The 14,610-nt window shown below is 68.4% G+C and carries 13 protein-coding genes and 3 tRNA genes; 11 read left to right on the top strand and 5 right to left on the bottom strand.

The features are described 5' to 3' along the window. The first annotated feature begins 51 nt into the window (after positions 1-51). From CAL15_RS05930 to lnt, 4 genes are all read left to right on the top strand, one after another. Positions 52-1,074, top strand: a complete 1,023-nt coding sequence (locus CAL15_RS05930) for a PhoH family protein (protein WP_086077733.1) — start codon at positions 52-54, stop codon at positions 1,072-1,074. Continuing rightward, the gene (gene ybeY / locus CAL15_RS05925) at positions 1,067-1,546 is read left to right on the top strand and encodes an rRNA maturation RNase YbeY (protein ID WP_086077732.1); all 480 of its coding nucleotides are present in this window, start codon (positions 1,067-1,069) and stop codon (positions 1,544-1,546) included. The genes CAL15_RS05930 and ybeY overlap by 8 nt, the downstream gene beginning before the upstream one ends. 70 nt (positions 1,547-1,616) lie before the next feature. After that, positions 1,617-2,507: an HlyC/CorC family transporter gene (locus tag CAL15_RS05920; protein ID WP_086077731.1), complete on the top strand. Its 891-nt coding sequence runs from the start codon at positions 1,617-1,619 to the stop codon at positions 2,505-2,507. Beyond that, entirely contained in the window at positions 2,504-4,120 is a 1,617-nt protein-coding gene (gene lnt / locus CAL15_RS05915) for an apolipoprotein N-acyltransferase (protein ID WP_086077730.1), read from the top strand. Before CAL15_RS05920 ends, lnt begins: the two co-directional genes overlap by 4 nt. 57 nt (positions 4,121-4,177) lie before the next feature. Here lnt and CAL15_RS05910 read toward each other — a convergent pair whose 3' ends face one another. Continuing rightward, positions 4,178-5,185 (bottom strand): aldo/keto reductase, encoded by a 1,008-nt coding sequence (locus CAL15_RS05910; protein WP_086080951.1) that lies wholly within the window; start codon positions 5,183-5,185, stop codon positions 4,178-4,180. A 37-nt stretch (positions 5,186-5,222) separates the two neighbouring features. Here CAL15_RS05910 and CAL15_RS24350 point away from each other — a divergent pair, with 37 nt between their 5' ends. From CAL15_RS24350 to CAL15_RS05880, 7 genes are all read left to right on the top strand, one after another. Next, a complete protein-coding gene (locus tag CAL15_RS24350; protein ID WP_157666606.1) occupies positions 5,223-5,492 on the top strand; it encodes a hypothetical protein in 270 nt (89 codons plus the stop codon). An 18-nt stretch (positions 5,493-5,510) separates the two neighbouring features. Continuing rightward, positions 5,511-5,586 (top strand) — tRNA-Ala (locus CAL15_RS05905). A 28-nt stretch (positions 5,587-5,614) separates the two neighbouring features. Beyond that, positions 5,615-5,690 (top strand) — tRNA-Glu (locus CAL15_RS05900). A 45-nt stretch (positions 5,691-5,735) separates the two neighbouring features. Further along, positions 5,736-5,812: transfer RNA gene (locus tag CAL15_RS05895), tRNA-Asp, on the top strand. Positions 5,813-6,208: 396 nt separating this feature from the next. After that, a complete protein-coding gene (locus CAL15_RS05890) occupies positions 6,209-8,128 on the top strand; it encodes a bifunctional metallophosphatase/5'-nucleotidase (protein ID WP_232468206.1) in 1,920 nt (639 codons plus the stop codon). 392 nt (positions 8,129-8,520) lie between these two features. Continuing rightward, positions 8,521-9,534 (top strand): biotin synthase BioB, encoded by a 1,014-nt coding sequence (gene bioB / locus CAL15_RS05885; RefSeq protein ID WP_086080950.1) that lies wholly within the window; start codon positions 8,521-8,523, stop codon positions 9,532-9,534. After that, positions 9,531-10,391 carry a hypothetical protein gene (locus CAL15_RS05880; RefSeq protein ID WP_086080949.1) on the top strand — a complete coding sequence of 287 codons (861 nt, stop codon included), beginning with the start codon at positions 9,531-9,533 and terminating at the stop codon, positions 10,389-10,391. Before bioB ends, CAL15_RS05880 begins: the two co-directional genes overlap by 4 nt. A 37-nt stretch (positions 10,392-10,428) precedes the next feature. Here the strand turns inward: CAL15_RS05880 and CAL15_RS05875 are convergent, their stop codons facing one another. The 4 genes from CAL15_RS05875 to CAL15_RS05860 form a co-directional block, all read right to left on the bottom strand. Further along, positions 10,429-11,397 (bottom strand): glycosyl transferase family 90, encoded by a 969-nt coding sequence (locus tag CAL15_RS05875; protein ID WP_086077728.1) that lies wholly within the window; start codon positions 11,395-11,397, stop codon positions 10,429-10,431. 175 nt (positions 11,398-11,572) lie between these two features. Beyond that, positions 11,573-12,976: an MFS transporter gene (locus CAL15_RS05870; protein WP_086077727.1), complete on the bottom strand. Its 1,404-nt coding sequence runs from the start codon at positions 12,974-12,976 to the stop codon at positions 11,573-11,575. Positions 12,977-13,042: 66 nt separating this feature from the next. Further along, entirely contained in the window at positions 13,043-13,546 is a 504-nt protein-coding gene (locus CAL15_RS05865) for a peroxiredoxin (RefSeq protein ID WP_086077726.1), read from the bottom strand. A gap of 163 nt (positions 13,547-13,709) precedes the next feature. Beyond that, a complete protein-coding gene (locus CAL15_RS05860; RefSeq protein WP_086077725.1) occupies positions 13,710-14,594 on the bottom strand; it encodes a dienelactone hydrolase family protein in 885 nt (294 codons plus the stop codon). Positions 14,595-14,610 lie beyond the last annotated feature (16 nt).

Raw genomic sequence — 14,610 nt, 5'->3', positions numbered from 1 at the left:
CCGGCCCGGCATCGAGTCCCGCGCGACCGCGCACCGTACCCAGGAGGCTCGATGAGTCCTGCCCCGCGCACCCGCGCCAAGCGCCACATGCCCGTCATCGTCAACCTGGAGGGCGACAACACCCACCTGGCCAACCTGTGCGGCCCGCTGGACGAGAACCTGCGCCAGCTGGCCGACGGCATGGGCGTGCGCCTGTCGCGCCGCGGCGCCCGCATCACCATCGAGGGCGAACAGGCCGAACTGGCCGGCCGCGCGCTGCGCCGCTTCCATGAGCAGGCCACCCACCGCGCGCTGTCGGTCGACGACATACAGCTCGGCCTGGTCGAGATCGGGGTCGGCCGTTCCGCCGACACGCAGAGCGATCCGCGCGTGCTCGACACCCCCGCCCTACCCTCGGTGGACGAGGACGGCGGACCGCTGCTGCGCACGCGCCGCACCGATCTGCGCCCCCGCACCCCGCGCCAGCGCGACTATCTCGACAACATCCTCAAGCACGACATCACCTTCGGCATCGGCCCGGCCGGCACCGGCAAGACCTGGCTGGCGGTGGCCTGCGCCATCGACGCGATGGAGCGCGAAACCGTGCAGCGCCTGGTGCTGACCCGCCCCGCGGTCGAGGCCGGCGAGCGCCTGGGCTTCCTGCCCGGCGACCTGGCGCAGAAGGTCGACCCCTATCTGCGCCCGCTGTACGACGCGCTGTACGACCTGATGGGCTTCGAGCGCGTGCAGCGCCTGTTCGAGAAGCAGACCATCGAGATCGCGCCGCTGGCCTACATGCGCGGGCGCACGCTGAATCACGCCTTCGTCATCCTGGACGAGGCGCAGAACACCACGCCCGAGCAGATGAAGATGTTCCTGACCCGCATCGGCTTCGGCAGCAAGGCCGTCATCACGGGCGATCCCTCGCAGGTCGACCTGCCGCGCGGCCAGCAAAGCGGCCTGTCGCATGCGGTGGGCGTGCTCGAAGAAGTACAGGGCATCGCCACCACCCGCTTCACCAGCCGCGACGTGGTGCGCCATCCGCTGGTGGCGCGCATCGTGGACGCCTACGATCGCGCCGCCGCCGATGAATAGTCCCGGCCTCGCCCTGGCCGTGCAGTACGGCGTGGCCGAGCCGCGCCTGCCGCGCTGGCGGCTGCGCCGCTGGGCGCAGTACGCCCTGTCGGCCGCGGCCGCGGACGGCCTGGCCGACTTCAGCGCGGCCGAACTGAGTCTGAGACTGGTCGGGCAGGCCGAGGGACGGCGCCTGAACCGCGAGTTCCGCGGCCGCGACTATGCCACCAATGTGCTGACCTTCGAGTACGGCGTCGACCCCGCGGGCGTGGCGCGCGGCGACATCATCGTCTGCGTGCCCGTGCTGGTGCGCGAGGCGCGCGAGCAGCGCAAGACGCTGCAGCACCATGCCGCCCACCTGACGGTGCACGGCGTGCTGCACGCGCTGGGCTACGACCACCTCCGCGCGCGCGATGCGCGCCGCATGGAGACCCTGGAAACCGCCGTGCTCGCGCGCATGGGCATCGCCGACCCGTACATCGAGCCGGCCTGACCCGAGACGTAACAAACCTGCAGCCGGGATTCGGTTATGCTGGGTCTTCCTCAACTTGTCCGCTAGGACGATGTCCGACCCAAACCCTACCACCGACGCGTCCGCGCGTCCCGCCAAATCCTCCAAGTCCCTGCTCGATCGCGTCATGGGCCTCGTACGCCGTGAGCCCGAAGACCGCGAAGGCATCAAGGCCGTTCTCGAAGCCGCGCACGACCGCGAGCTGATCGACGCCGAATCCTATTCCATGATCAAGGGCGCGCTGGCCGTGTCCGAGCGCACCGTGGCCGACATCATGGTGCCGCGCGCGCGCATGGACCTGCTGGACATCGCCCAGCCGCTGCCTCAGCTGCTGGCCATCGTGATCGAGACGGCGCACTCGCGCTTCCCGGTCTACGAAGACGACCGCGACAACATCATCGGCATCCTGCTGGCCAAGGATCTGCTGCGCTGCATGCTCGAGCCGGGCATCGAAATCCGCTCGCTGGTGCGGCCGGCCGTATTCATCCCCGAGGCCAAGCGCCTGAACGTGCTGCTGCGCGACTTCCGCGCCAGCCGCAATCACCAGGCCATCGTCATCGACGAGCATGGCGGCATCTCGGGCCTGGTCACCATGGAAGATGTGCTGGAAGAGATCGTCGGCGACATCGAGGACGAATACGACGAGGACGACGAAGTCTCCATCGTCCCCGAAGGCGAGAACCAGTGGCGCCTGATGGCATCCACCGACATCAGCCACTTCAACGACACCTTCCAGACCGACCTGTCCGACGAGGAGTACGACAGCGTGGGCGGCTGGCTGGGCGGAGAGCTGGGCCGCATTCCCAAGCGCGGCGACAGCGCCGTGCACGGCGACCTGCGCCTCGAGGTGATCCGCGCGGACGCGCGCCGCGCGCTGTGGCTGCGCGCGCGCCGCCTGCCGCAGCGTCCGCTGGCCGGATCCGCTACCGACGCGCAGGAATGAAGGCAACATCGGGCGTACCCGCGTGGCTGCGCGGCGCGGGGCTGCTGGCGCTGGCCGGCGCAGTCCACGCGCTGACCTTCGCGCCCGGCCCCTTGCCCCCCTGGTCGCTGGCCATCGTGCAGGTGCTCGCGCTGGCCGTGCTGGCGCGCGCCACCCGCGACGCCGCACGAGCCTGGCATGCGTTCGCGCGCGGCTGCTGGTTCGGGCTGTTCAGCTTCAGCATCGGGCTATATTGGCTGTACATCAGCATGAACCACTACGGCGGCCTGGCGGCTCCGTTGGCCGTGGCCGGCGTGGTGGCACTGTCCGCCTTTCTCGCGCTGTTCGGCGGCCTGGCGGGCGCGCTCTCCGTATGGCTGCGGCCCGTCGGCCGCGACGCCTCGCCACTGGCCCAGGCGCTGACCTGGGCCGCGGCCTGGGCGGGCGCCGAATGGCTGCGCAGCGTCCTGTTCACGGGCTTCCCGTGGCTGAACATCGGCTACGCCCACGTCGACAGCCCGCTTGCCGGATGGGCCCCTTTGCTGGGCGTGCACGGTATGGCGCTGTTCGCGGCCCTGGCCGCGGCCGCGCTGGCCGGCGTGCCCCTGTTTTCCGGGACGCGGCTGCGGCCTGCCGCCGCCACGCTGGCCACCGCCGCGGTGCTGGCACTGGCGGGCTGGCCCCTGGCCCGCATCGCGTGGTCGTCGGCCGACGGCTCCCCGCTGAACGTGCGGCTGGTGCAAGGCAACATCGGACAGTCGCAGAAGTTCGATCCCGCCCTGCTCGAGCACGGCATCGTCACCCACCTGCGCCTGGCGGCACAGCCGCCGGCGCCCGGCGAGCCCGCTCCGGATCTCATCGTGCTGCCCGAGACGGTGCTGCCGCTGTTCCAGGACCAGCTCGACCTGCGCGTCTGGGAGACCTGGCGCGCCGTGGCCGAACGCCAGGGCAGCGCCATCGCCATGGGCGCCCCCCTGCATACCGTCGAACCCGACGGCCGCGAGCGCTATACCAACAGCGCCATCGGCTTCGATGCCAATACGCCTGCCGAACAGATCGCCGCCGGCACCATGGCGCAGCGCTACGACAAGCGCCATCTGGTGCCATGGGGCGAGTACGTGCCGTTCGGCTTCGGCTGGTTCGTGCAGATGCTGAACATCCCGCTGGGCGAGTTCGATCGCGGCCCGGTGCGCCAGGATCCGTTCCTGGTGAAGGGGCAGCACCTGGCGTTCAACATCTGCTATGAAGACCTGTTCGGCCCCGAGCTGCTACCCGCGATACTGCCGGGCCCCAACGGCGAGCCCGGCGCGACCATCCTGGTGAACCTGAGCAACCTGGGATGGTTCGGCGACAGCTGGGCGCTGCGCCAGCATCTGCAGATCGGCCGCCTGCGCAGCATCGAGACGGCGCGTCCCATGCTGACGGTCACCAACACCGGCATCACGGCCTCCATCGATCCGCACGGCCGCGTGGTCGCCGAGATGGCGCCGCACCAGGCGGGCGTCCTGCCCGTCACGGTGCAGGGCATGACCGGCCTGACGCCGTATGCCCGCTACGGCGATGCGCCGCTGCTGGTGCTGGCCGGCGCGCTGTTGATCGCCGCCGCCGCGCGGCGCGGGCGCCGGAACGCCTGACCGCCGTAACAGACGGAACCGCGGAAGACGCGGTTCCGCACTCTGTGGTGCTGGCCTTCAGCGCCGCAGATGGTCCGTCAGCGCCACGTCCTCTTCCAGCGGCCAGGCCGGTCCCGTTCCCACGCCCAATCGATCGATCGCGCGGGCGATCTCGCGCAGGTCTTCGGCGTCCAGTTCCAGCGTGGCGGCCGCCAGCCAGCCATCGACCTGCGCGGCACTGCGCGCGCCCACGATCGCCCCCGTGACCGCCGGCCAGGCGAGGGTCCAGGCGATGGCCACGGCGCCCACGGTGGTGCCATGGCTTTCGGCGATGGGCTTGAAGGCATCGGCCAGCGCCAGGTTGCGCGCCAATTGCGGCGGGGCGAACTCGGCATCGCGCGAGCGCCAGTCGTCCGCGGGCAGCGCGGCGGCGCGCTCCTCGGAGAAGCCGCCCGACAACAGGCCCGATTGCATGGGGCTGTAGATGATCACGCCCACGTCGTGGTCGGCGCACCAGGGCAGCAGATCTGACGCGGCGTCTCGCCGGATGGCCGAGAACGGCGGCTGCAGCGTGTCGACGCGAGCCGCGTTGTGGGCGGCCTGCAACTGCGCAAGGTTGTGGTTGGACAGCCCGATCGCGCGCAGCTTGCCGGCCTTCCTCAGGTCCTGCAAGGTGCCCCAGTACTCGTCCAGCGGCGTGCCGTCTCCGGCCGGCCAATGCATCTGATACAGGTCGATGCGTTCGACGCCCAGCCTGCGCAGCGAGGCATCCACCTCGCGCCGCAGGCTATCGGGCGCGCCGGTGCGCCGCGGCATTGCGCGCGGGTCTTCCTTCGACCACGTCAACCCGCCCTTGGTGAACACGTAGGGCCGCTGCGAAGGCGGTATGGGCGCCAGCGCCCGCCGCACGATCTCTTCCGAATGCCCCAGTCCATATACGGCCGCGGTGTCGATCCAGTTGATGCCGCGGTCCACCGCGTGGCGCACGGCCGCGATCGAATCCGCATCGTCCTGCGCGCCCCAGCCCACGGCCCAGTCGCCGCCGCCGACGGCCCAGGCGCCGAAGCCCACGCGTGTGATGTGCATGTCGGTGAGGCCCAACCGACGTGTCGGAAAGGAAGTCATGACCATGGTGTCTCGTTGTCTCCTGCGTGCGCGACATGGCAAGTCGCTGGTCGTCAACAATGCTCCGAAACCGACCGGCACGCAAGTCATTGATTTGACTGGAAGTGGCGTTGGATCAAGTTCAGGGCCGCCATGCCGGGGCGCCCCCGCCACCAAAAAAAATGCGGATTTTTTTGCCGTGGACTTGCACACACCCAAAAAAGTATGCATAATCTCGTTTCTTCGCCAACGGCACGAAGCAAACAGCAAAAAGCAAGACGCTGATTGAGTCGTAAAGCAGTACACCGGGGGTATAGCTCAGCTGGGAGAGCGCTTGCATGGCATGCAAGAGGTCAGCGGTTCGATCCCGCTTACCTCCACCAGTCGAAAGCGAAGAAATGTGCAGTCCAAGTCCCCTTCGTCTAGAGGCCTAGGACATCACCCTTTCACGGTGAGTACAGGGGTTCGAATCCCCTAGGGGACGCCAGCTTGCTGGCTCTGCACAAGCAGTACAGTGACGCAATACCGCTGCGGAGCGGTAGTTCAGTTGGTTAGAATACCGGCCTGTCACGCCGGGGGTCGCGGGTTCGAGCCCCGTCCGCTCCGCCAAAAGATTCAAGCGAAAGGGTTAGCGCGATTACGCCGCTAGCCCTTTTTGCTTTGTGGCGCGAATTCGTCGTTGCCGTCTCTCCTCACGCACGCTTCGTGCAGCCAGCATCATCCTCGATCCTGTCGACGGGCTCGGTGTCGCGCCCCCTCCCGGCAGCCATTGCCGCATGACGCCACCATGACACCGCGGCACTGCCATTGCGCTGTGCCACCGAAGCGACACTTTCAGCGGTTCGTCAGCCCGTCACGCTGACGTCATTCGCCCCTCAGAACATTGCGGCTCATTTGTACTGAGGAGAAAGCGACATGAATCTCGAACCGTCCATCGGGAAGCACGTCAGCGCCGGTTCCGCCGCCCGCTGGCCGCATCGCCTGAAAGTCATCGCCGCGTCCCTGATGGCCGCCGGCCTGGTTGCCGCGTGCGGCGGCAGCGACGACGACGACGATGACCGCGACACCACTCCGCCGGCCGAACCGCCGGTCGCCTCGCAGCCGATGGACCTCACCATCCTGCACACCAACGACCATCACTCGAACCTGGACAGCCGTTCGCGCAAGATCAAGCTGTTGAGCGCCGCGGGCACCCGCGTCGAAGTCAACGTCGAGGTCGGCGGCTTCCCGCGCATGACCACGGCTTTCCGCGAACTGGCGGAGAACGAACCCAACGTACTGAAGCTGCATGCCGGCGATGCCCTGACCGGCACGCTGTATTTCAATCGCGCGGGCGCGATCGGCGAAGCCGACGCCGCGCTGATGAACACCGTCTGCTTCGACGCCTTCACGCTGGGCAACCACGAGTTCGACAAGGGCGACACCGAACTCAAGGGCTTCATCGACAAGCTGCATGCCGGCGAATGCAAGACGCCGGTCATCAGCGCCAACGTCCACTTCGGCGAGAGCTCCGCGCTACATCCCTCGCGCGCGCCCGGCTACGTCAATCCCTGGACCATCGTGGAGCGCAGCGGCCAGAAGATCGGCCTGGTGGGCCTGACGATCGCCGGCAAGACCAAGGAATCGTCCAGCCCCGACGCCAGCACCACCTTCGAAGACGAGGTGGTCGCGGCGCAGCGCGCCATCGACGAGCTGAAGGCGCAAGGCATCAACAAGATCGTCGTCATGAGCCACATCGGCTACAGCTACGACAAGCAGGTGCTGGCTCAACTGAGCGGCGTCGATGTCGTGGTGGGCGGCGACTCGCACACCCTGCTCGGTCCCGACTCGATGGGCGCATCCGCGTACAACCTCGGCACGCCCGCGGGAGAGTACGCAGAGACGCTGGCCGACAAGGACGGCAGCCCCGTGTGCATCGCGACGGCCTGGGAGTACTCGCAAGTGGTTGGCAAGCTGAAGGTGTCGTTCGACGCCGACGGCAAGGTCACTCAGTGCAGCGGCCAGCCGAACGTGCTTGTCAGTGACGAGGGCCTGACCACGGGCACCTCCACGCCGGTCACCGCCGACGACTTGAGCGCCATGCGCGCCGACATGGCCGCCTCCGGCTTCCTGCGCGTCACGCAGCCCGATGCCGAGGCAGTCGCCGTGCTGGCCCCGTACAAGGCGTTCGTGGACGACTTCCGCGCCACCGAGGTGGCTCGCGTGGGCGCCCAGGAAATGTGCCGCCGCCGCGTGCCCGGCGTGCCGGGATCGCCCCAGGCCGACGCCTCCAACTCCTCGGCCGACTGCAATCTCGAGTCGCCGGGCGTGTCCACCCGCGGCGGAGACATCCAGCAGTACGTCGCCCAGGCGTTCCTCGAGATCGGCCACAGCACCTATGGCGGCGCCGACATGTCGCTGCAGAGCGGCGGCGGCGTGCGCGTGGCGCTGCCCGCCAACACCACCGTGACGGCCGCAGACATCATCAGCGTGCTGCCCTTCGGCAACATGCTGTGGCGCCTGGACCTGACGGCCGATGAGGTCAAGGGCATGGTCGAGGATGGTCTGCACGCGGTCTTCCGTACGGGCGGCTCCACCGGCCCCTACCCGTACACCGGCGGCCTGCGTTTCGACGTGAACTATGCCCAGGCCCGCGGCAGCCGCGCAAGCAACCTGGAGTTCTTCGACCGCGCCACGAACGCCTGGCAACCCCTGGATCCGAACCGGACCTACCGCCTGTTCGTGCTGAGCTTCAACGCCACCGGTGGCGACGGCTATGACACGCTGCGCGACGTCCCGGCGGAACGCCGCCGCGACATCGGCGTGCTGGATGCCGACGTGTTCCAGGCCTACATCGACTCGCAGGACGTCGATCCGGTGACGGGATATCCGCTGATCGAGCGCCTGCCCGCAGACCTGTACAGCACGAAGTCCTTCGCTCCGTGATCGGCATGCCGGCCTGAGAGCCGGCGTCAGCATGCCGCATAGCGCCCAGCCCGTCCGTCGGCCAGACATGGCCGACGGACGGGCGGGCGACGTCTTATCGGTCGGCAGCAAACTTCGTCCCATTCCCGTGATGGGCTGTGGCGGCTTCATCGCCGAAAGCCACTGCCCCGTTTACCTTTAGAAACAAGAATTAAGCCCTCTTCGTGCCCGGCATAATGCCAGCACGTTTAAGACACAGCGCCGGCGTTCGCATCCGATCGTCTGGGAACGTACGCTAATTTCACGGCAACCAGCACCGTCTATCTGGCATTGCGTCCAGCGGCCTCGCCTTCTTACGATCGGTTCCCGTCGCGGCTTACGCCCGTGCCCTGAAAGGAATCCGCATGCCATCCATGCCTCTCGCAAAGTCCAGCGACGCGGCGCCGGACGCTCCGGCCACCGAGTCCGTCTGGCAGACGGACCATCTGCTGGCGCTCTACGAGCTGCCGCTGCCCGAGCTGCTATACCGCGCCCAGTCGGTCCATCGCCAGCACTTCCCGCCGGATACGGTGCAACTGTCCACGTTGCTGTCCATCAAGACCGGCGGCTGCCCCGAGGACTGCGGCTACTGTCCGCAATCGGCCCGCCACGACACGGGCCTGCCGGCACAGGCGCTGCTGCCGCTTGACGAGGTGCTGCGGGCTGCCCAGGCCGCGCGCGACAGCGGCGCAACGCGGTTCTGCATGGGCGCCGCGTGGCGCAGCCCCAAGCCTCATCAGGTCGAGGCGGTGGCCGAGATGGTGAAACAGGTGAAGGCCCTCGGCCTGGAAACCTGCGTCACGCTGGGCATGCTGCGCGACGGGCAAGCCGAGCAACTGAAAGAGGCAGGCCTGGACTACTACAACCACAATCTCGATACGTCGCCCGAGTTCTACGGCAGCATCGTCTCCACGCGCACGTATCGGGACCGGCTGGATACCCTGCAGCGCGTGCGCGAGGCCGGCATATCGGTATGCTGCGGAGGAATCGTGGGCATGGGAGAATCGCGCCGCGTACGCGCCGCCCTGATCGCCCAGCTGGCCGGCCTGCGGCCCTACCCCGAGTCGGTGCCGATCAACGGCCTGGTGGCCATACCCGGCACGCCGCTGGCACAGGCCGAACCGCTGGACCCGTTCGAGCTGGTGCGCACCGTGGCGGTGGCCCGCATCGCCATGCCGCGCGCCATGGTCCGCCTGTCTGCCGGGCGCGAGGCCCTGGCAGACGCCGGGCAGGCGCTGTGCTTCCTGGCGGGCGCCAATTCCATTTTCTATGGCGACGTGCTGCTGACCGCCGCCAACCCGCAGGCCGAATCCGATCGCCGCCTGCTAGCCAGGCTGGGGATGCGCGCCGGCGATACCCAGCCTTCCACGGAGGCCGTATGCCGTTGACCCCCGGTCTGCTTTACCTGATGGCCAGCGTGACGTGCAGCGTCACTGTGGCCGTGCTGCTGAAACTGGCGCGACGCCATGGCGTGGACGTGCGCCAGGCCTTCGCGGCCAACTATGCCATCGCCTCCCTGCTGGCGTGGCTGACGCTGGTGCCCCAGCCCGTCCAGGCGTTGGGCGCCATCACCGCGTGGCCCCTGCTGATGGCGCTGGCCGTGCTGTTGCCCACCGTCTTCATGGCCATGGCGCAGTCCGTGCGCCATGCGGGCATCGTGCGCAGCGACGCGGCGCAGCGCCTGTCGCTGTTCATCCCGCTGCTGGCCGCCTTTGCCTTGTTCGGCGAGGAACTGACCGGCCGCAAGCTGGGCGCGATCGCGCTCGCCTTCGCTGCGCTGGCCCTGGTGCTGCGCCGCCCGCGCGCGGACGCCACCGATCCCGACGCGACGCGCGGCGCCTGGCTGTGGCCATTGGGCGTGTGGCTGGGCTATGGCGTGATCGACGTGCTGTTCAAACAGCTGGCGCGCACGGGCACGGCCTTCGCGGGCGCGCTGCTGGCCGTGTTCATCATGGCGGGCGTGCTCACCGCCCTTTATCTGGTGGCGCGCCGCGTCCAATGGCAGGGGCGCAGCCTGGCCGCCGGCCTGCTGCTGGGGCTGTTCAACTTCGGCAACATCCTTACCTACATCAAGGCGCACCAGAGCCTGCCGGGCAATCCGGCGCTGGTGTTCGCGTCGATGAACATGGGCGTGATCGCGCTGGGCACCGTGGTCGGGGCGCTGATCTTCAAGGAAAGGTTGAGCGCGCTGAACCTGTTCGGACTGCTGCTCGCGTTCGGCGCGATCTTCGCGATGATGCCCTAGGCCCTGCGGAAAGGCCGCCGGCCCGTGCGCAGGCCGGCTAGGCGACCGCCTGCCCCGACAGCCGGAAATACTTCTCCATCACCAGCAGCGCCACCAGCAGTTCGCGCCTCGGATTGCGAAACCGCTCGACGTGGCGCTGGGCGTTGCGGATGATCGCCTCGGCTTGCGCGGGCCGGGCGGCGTAGTGATGCATCTTCTCTTCCATGTCGCTGCAGTCGTCCTCCAGCGGCACGTAGTGCACATAGGGCTCGAGGGTGCCTTCCATGAACCACGTCTCGTAGCGCGGCTGCGGCATGAAGCACAGCGAGTTCGACGAGAAGATCCACTTGAGATTGGTGGCGACGTCGTTGCCTTCCAGGCTCAGGACGAACTTGTATCGCAGCTGGTCGGCGATGGACATGAAAGGCCGATAGCCCGGCCAATCCAGGCGCTTCGCATCGGTATGGCCGATGTCGAAATGAGGATTGTCCAGCAGCCCGCTCAAAGCGTTGCGGCGCCGCTCCTTGTAGCACTTGCCACGCCACACCACGCCGGTGATTTTTTCCGAGAACGGCGTCGGGTCGTTCACGAAGCGGAAGTGCCGCACCTGGTTCAGCTTGAGCAGCACGCTGTTGGCATTGTCGGCGGGCGCATCGCGGCTGATGGGGCGACTCTTGATGATGGTGGGCGTATCCGGAACGACCCGGAAATCGCCGAAGCGGAAGGAGAACCGCAGATCCGGGTCGAAGTGACGCACGATCCGCCTGGCGTCCAGGAAATAGGCGCTCTGCCCCGCATAGCGCATGTCCCGGATGCGCACCGCGGACGGGTCCAATTCGAACGGATCCACCAGCCGGTTGCAGTAGCTCGCACGCGCGACGATCTCGTCGATTTCGTCCGGCGCCATGTCCTCCATCGTGGCCAGCAACTGCTTGCGACGGCGGCGATAGAACGCCGCGGGCAACACCTGGCTGGCGATGCCGCCGGCGTAGTAGCGGAACTTCTGCGCTTTGGGAAGAACGCCCATGGGAAAGATGCAAGGATGGCTTGATGCGGGACACGCCCGGGGTACAGGAACCGGCAGGGGCGGCAGCTAGGGTCGGGCGAAGGCGCTCAACGGCGACGCCGGCATGAGCGCGGGCGATGTTAGTCCAGTTCCCTCTGCGCGACAAGGCGGCGTCGCCACCTGGAAAGGGGCTTTGCTAGGTGCCCGTGCGGCGGCCCTCCGGGTTGCCTTCCGGCTCGAGCGGCGCGCCGGCGACGGGCTCGGCCGGCGGGACGGGCAGGGGTTCCGCGGCATGCTCGGCCGCCGACGCGGGCGGCGTCACCACGTCGGGCTGCGGTTCGGCCATTTCCATGGTGACGTCCACGTCGGGATCGACCCGCGGGTCCAGCGCCGCGGCGGCCGGGGAACTCTGCAGCGAGTCCGGCATGGGCACGAAGTGCACGGGCGCTTCGTCGACCTGATGCGCGCCCGTGACGCGCGCCGGCTGCACGCGCCACACCAGGATCAGCGCGCACGCCGAAATGAACACGTAGTACATGGCCGGTCCGGCCACCGACATCAGGGCCCCGGCCACCAGCGGCCCCAGGCAGGCCCCTACCCCGTACGTCATCAGCAGGATCGCGCTGAGACTCACGCGGCGCTGCGGCTCGACGTGGTCATTGGCGAATGCCGCGCCCAGCGGATACAGGGTGAACTGCAGCACGCCGAACACGCAGGACAGCGCGATCAGCGCCCAATACGGCAGCGTGATCCAGCCCCACATCGCCACCGGCAGCAGCACCAGCAGCGCGGCGTTGAAGCGGATCAGGCCGGCGCGGTTGATGCGGTCGGACAGCCAGCCCATGGGCCATTGCGACAGCAGGCCGCACGTGACGGCGGCCGCCACGAACACGGCCACCTGCGACGTGGTCAGGCCGTACTTCACTGCGTACACGGGCGCCAGCCCATAGAAGGCGCCGGAAAGATTGCCCGCCACGAACAGCACGGTCAGCGACAGCGGCACGCGCTGCACGTAGAAGCGCAGGTCGAGCGGCGCGGGCAACGGAGTGGGCGGGTGCGAGCGCGCCGACACTGCGATGGGCACCAGGCATAGCACCATGCACATGGCCACCAGCGTCAGCGGGCCTTCGTCCATGGTGGTGTAGAAAGTCAGCGCCAGCTGACCCAGCACGGTGCCCAGGCCCGACACCGCCATGTATACCGAGAACACGCGCCCGCGCTGGTGATTCTCGGTCTGCTCGTTCAGCCAGCTCTCGATGACCATCAGCTCGGTCACCATCACCACGCCGGCGATGATGCGCAGCACCAGCCAGACCGCCATGTGATCGATGACGATCTGCCCCAGGATCATGCTGGTGGCCACGGCCGCACAGGCCGAGAAGGCGCGTATGTGGCCGACCCGGATGATCATCAGGTGGCCCAGCCGGGCGCCGCACACCAGGCCGAAGTAATAGGCGGCCATCAGCAGGCCGATCCACAGCTCGCTGACGGCCTCCTGCGACAGCCTCAGGCCCATGTAGGTGTTGAACAGGCCCGTGCCGATCAGCATCAGCAGCGTGGCGGTATACAGGGGGGAGAACGACGACAGGGTGGAAAGCATCACTACACGACCGGCTGCGGCGAAAGCCCGCCGGCACGGCGGCCAGCGGGCGGTACGACCAATGGATCAAGCCTGCGACAGCAGCGTATCGGCGTCGCTGACTTCGAATTTGCCGGGAGCCTCGACGTTCAGCGTCTTCACCACGCCATCGTCGATGATGGCGGAATAACGCTGCGAGCGAACGCCCATGCCGCGCTGCGTCAGGTCGAGCTCGAGGCCGAGGGCGCGCGTCCAGGCGGCCGCTCCGTCGGCCAGCATGCGCACCTTGCTGCCGGTCTGCTGTTCGCGCCCCCAGGCGCCCATCACGAAGGCGTCGTTGACCGACACGCACCAGACCTCGTCGATGCCCTTGGCGCGCAGCGCGTCGGCCTTGGCGACGAAACCGGGCAGGTGCTTGGCCGAGCAGGTCGGCGTGAAGGCGCCGGGCACCGCGAACAGCGCGATCTTCTTGCCCTTGACCAGGTCGGCGACCTGGAACGCGTTGGGACCGAGCTGGCAGCCCTCGGTCTCGGTTTCGATGAATTCGGTCAGGGTGCCGTCGGGCACGCGATCGCCGACTTTGATGGTCATGGACCTCTCCGTGATTGGGGAATGGGGCCGCGGCAGCGCGCCGCGCCCGCACCCTCAATCATAGATCGACTCGCCGGCCCGGCGAGCGGGCCGCTGCAACCGCAGGCAACCGGCCACTACCGGAACCCTCCGTGCCGCCGGTCCGTGCGATCCGGCTACGCCATCAGGCGCCCAGGCCGTGCCCGGCGAACCAGTCCATCATGCGCTTCCAGGCCTGCTCCGCCTCGGTCTTGCGGTAGCTGGGCCGGTAGTCGGCGTGGAAGGCGTGAGGCGCCTCGGGATACACATCGATGCGCGAGGCGCGCGCGGCCGGGGGGCCTTCGGCCAGGGCGGCCCGCATCTTGTCCACGTCTTCCATGGGGATGCCGGCGTCCTTGCCGCCGTACGCGCCCAGCACGGGCGCCCGCAGCTTGTCGACCAGGCCGAGCGCCGAGGCTGGCTTGAGCTGGCTGGGCTGTCCGCCCAATTGCCCATACCAGGCCGCGCCGGCCTTCAGCCCGGGATTGTGCGCGGCGTACAGCCACACGACGCGGCCGCCCCAGCAGAAACCCATGATGCCCAGCTTGTCGGCCGCGCCGCCCTGCGTGGCGGCCCACTTGGCGGCGGCATCGAGGTCGGCCATCACTTGCGCGTCGCCCGCCTTGTCCACCACCTCGGCGCGCAGCGTGGGGATGTCGGTGTACTTGGACGGGTCGCCATGGCGCGCGAAGAGTTCGGGCGCAATGGCCAGGTAGCCCGCATGCGCCAGGCGGCGGCAGGTGTCCTGGATGTACTCGTGCACCCCGAAGATCTCGGACACCACCAGGATGGTGGGCAGGTTCTTCCTGCCCGCGGGCGCGGCCCGATAGCCCGGCATGTTGCCGTCGGTGGTGGGAATCTGCACGCTGCCGGCCGTGAGGCCGGCGGCATCGGTGCGGATGGCCGTCTGCGCGACGGCCTGGCCGGCCGCCACCGAGAAGCCCGCCGCCACGCCGGTGGCGATGAAGCCGCGGCGCGACAGGCGCAGCGGGGGAAGCAAGCTGTCGAATTCTGGATCCTGGACTTCCATCTGCGAGACCTCCGGT

The sequence above is a fragment of the Bordetella genomosp. 13 genome, assembly GCF_002119665.1.
In the GTDB taxonomy this organism is placed as follows: Bacteria; Pseudomonadota; Gammaproteobacteria; order Burkholderiales; family Burkholderiaceae_B; genus Bordetella.
Note: the sequence above shows the minus strand (reverse complement) of the source record. Positions and strands in the feature narration are given on the sequence as shown.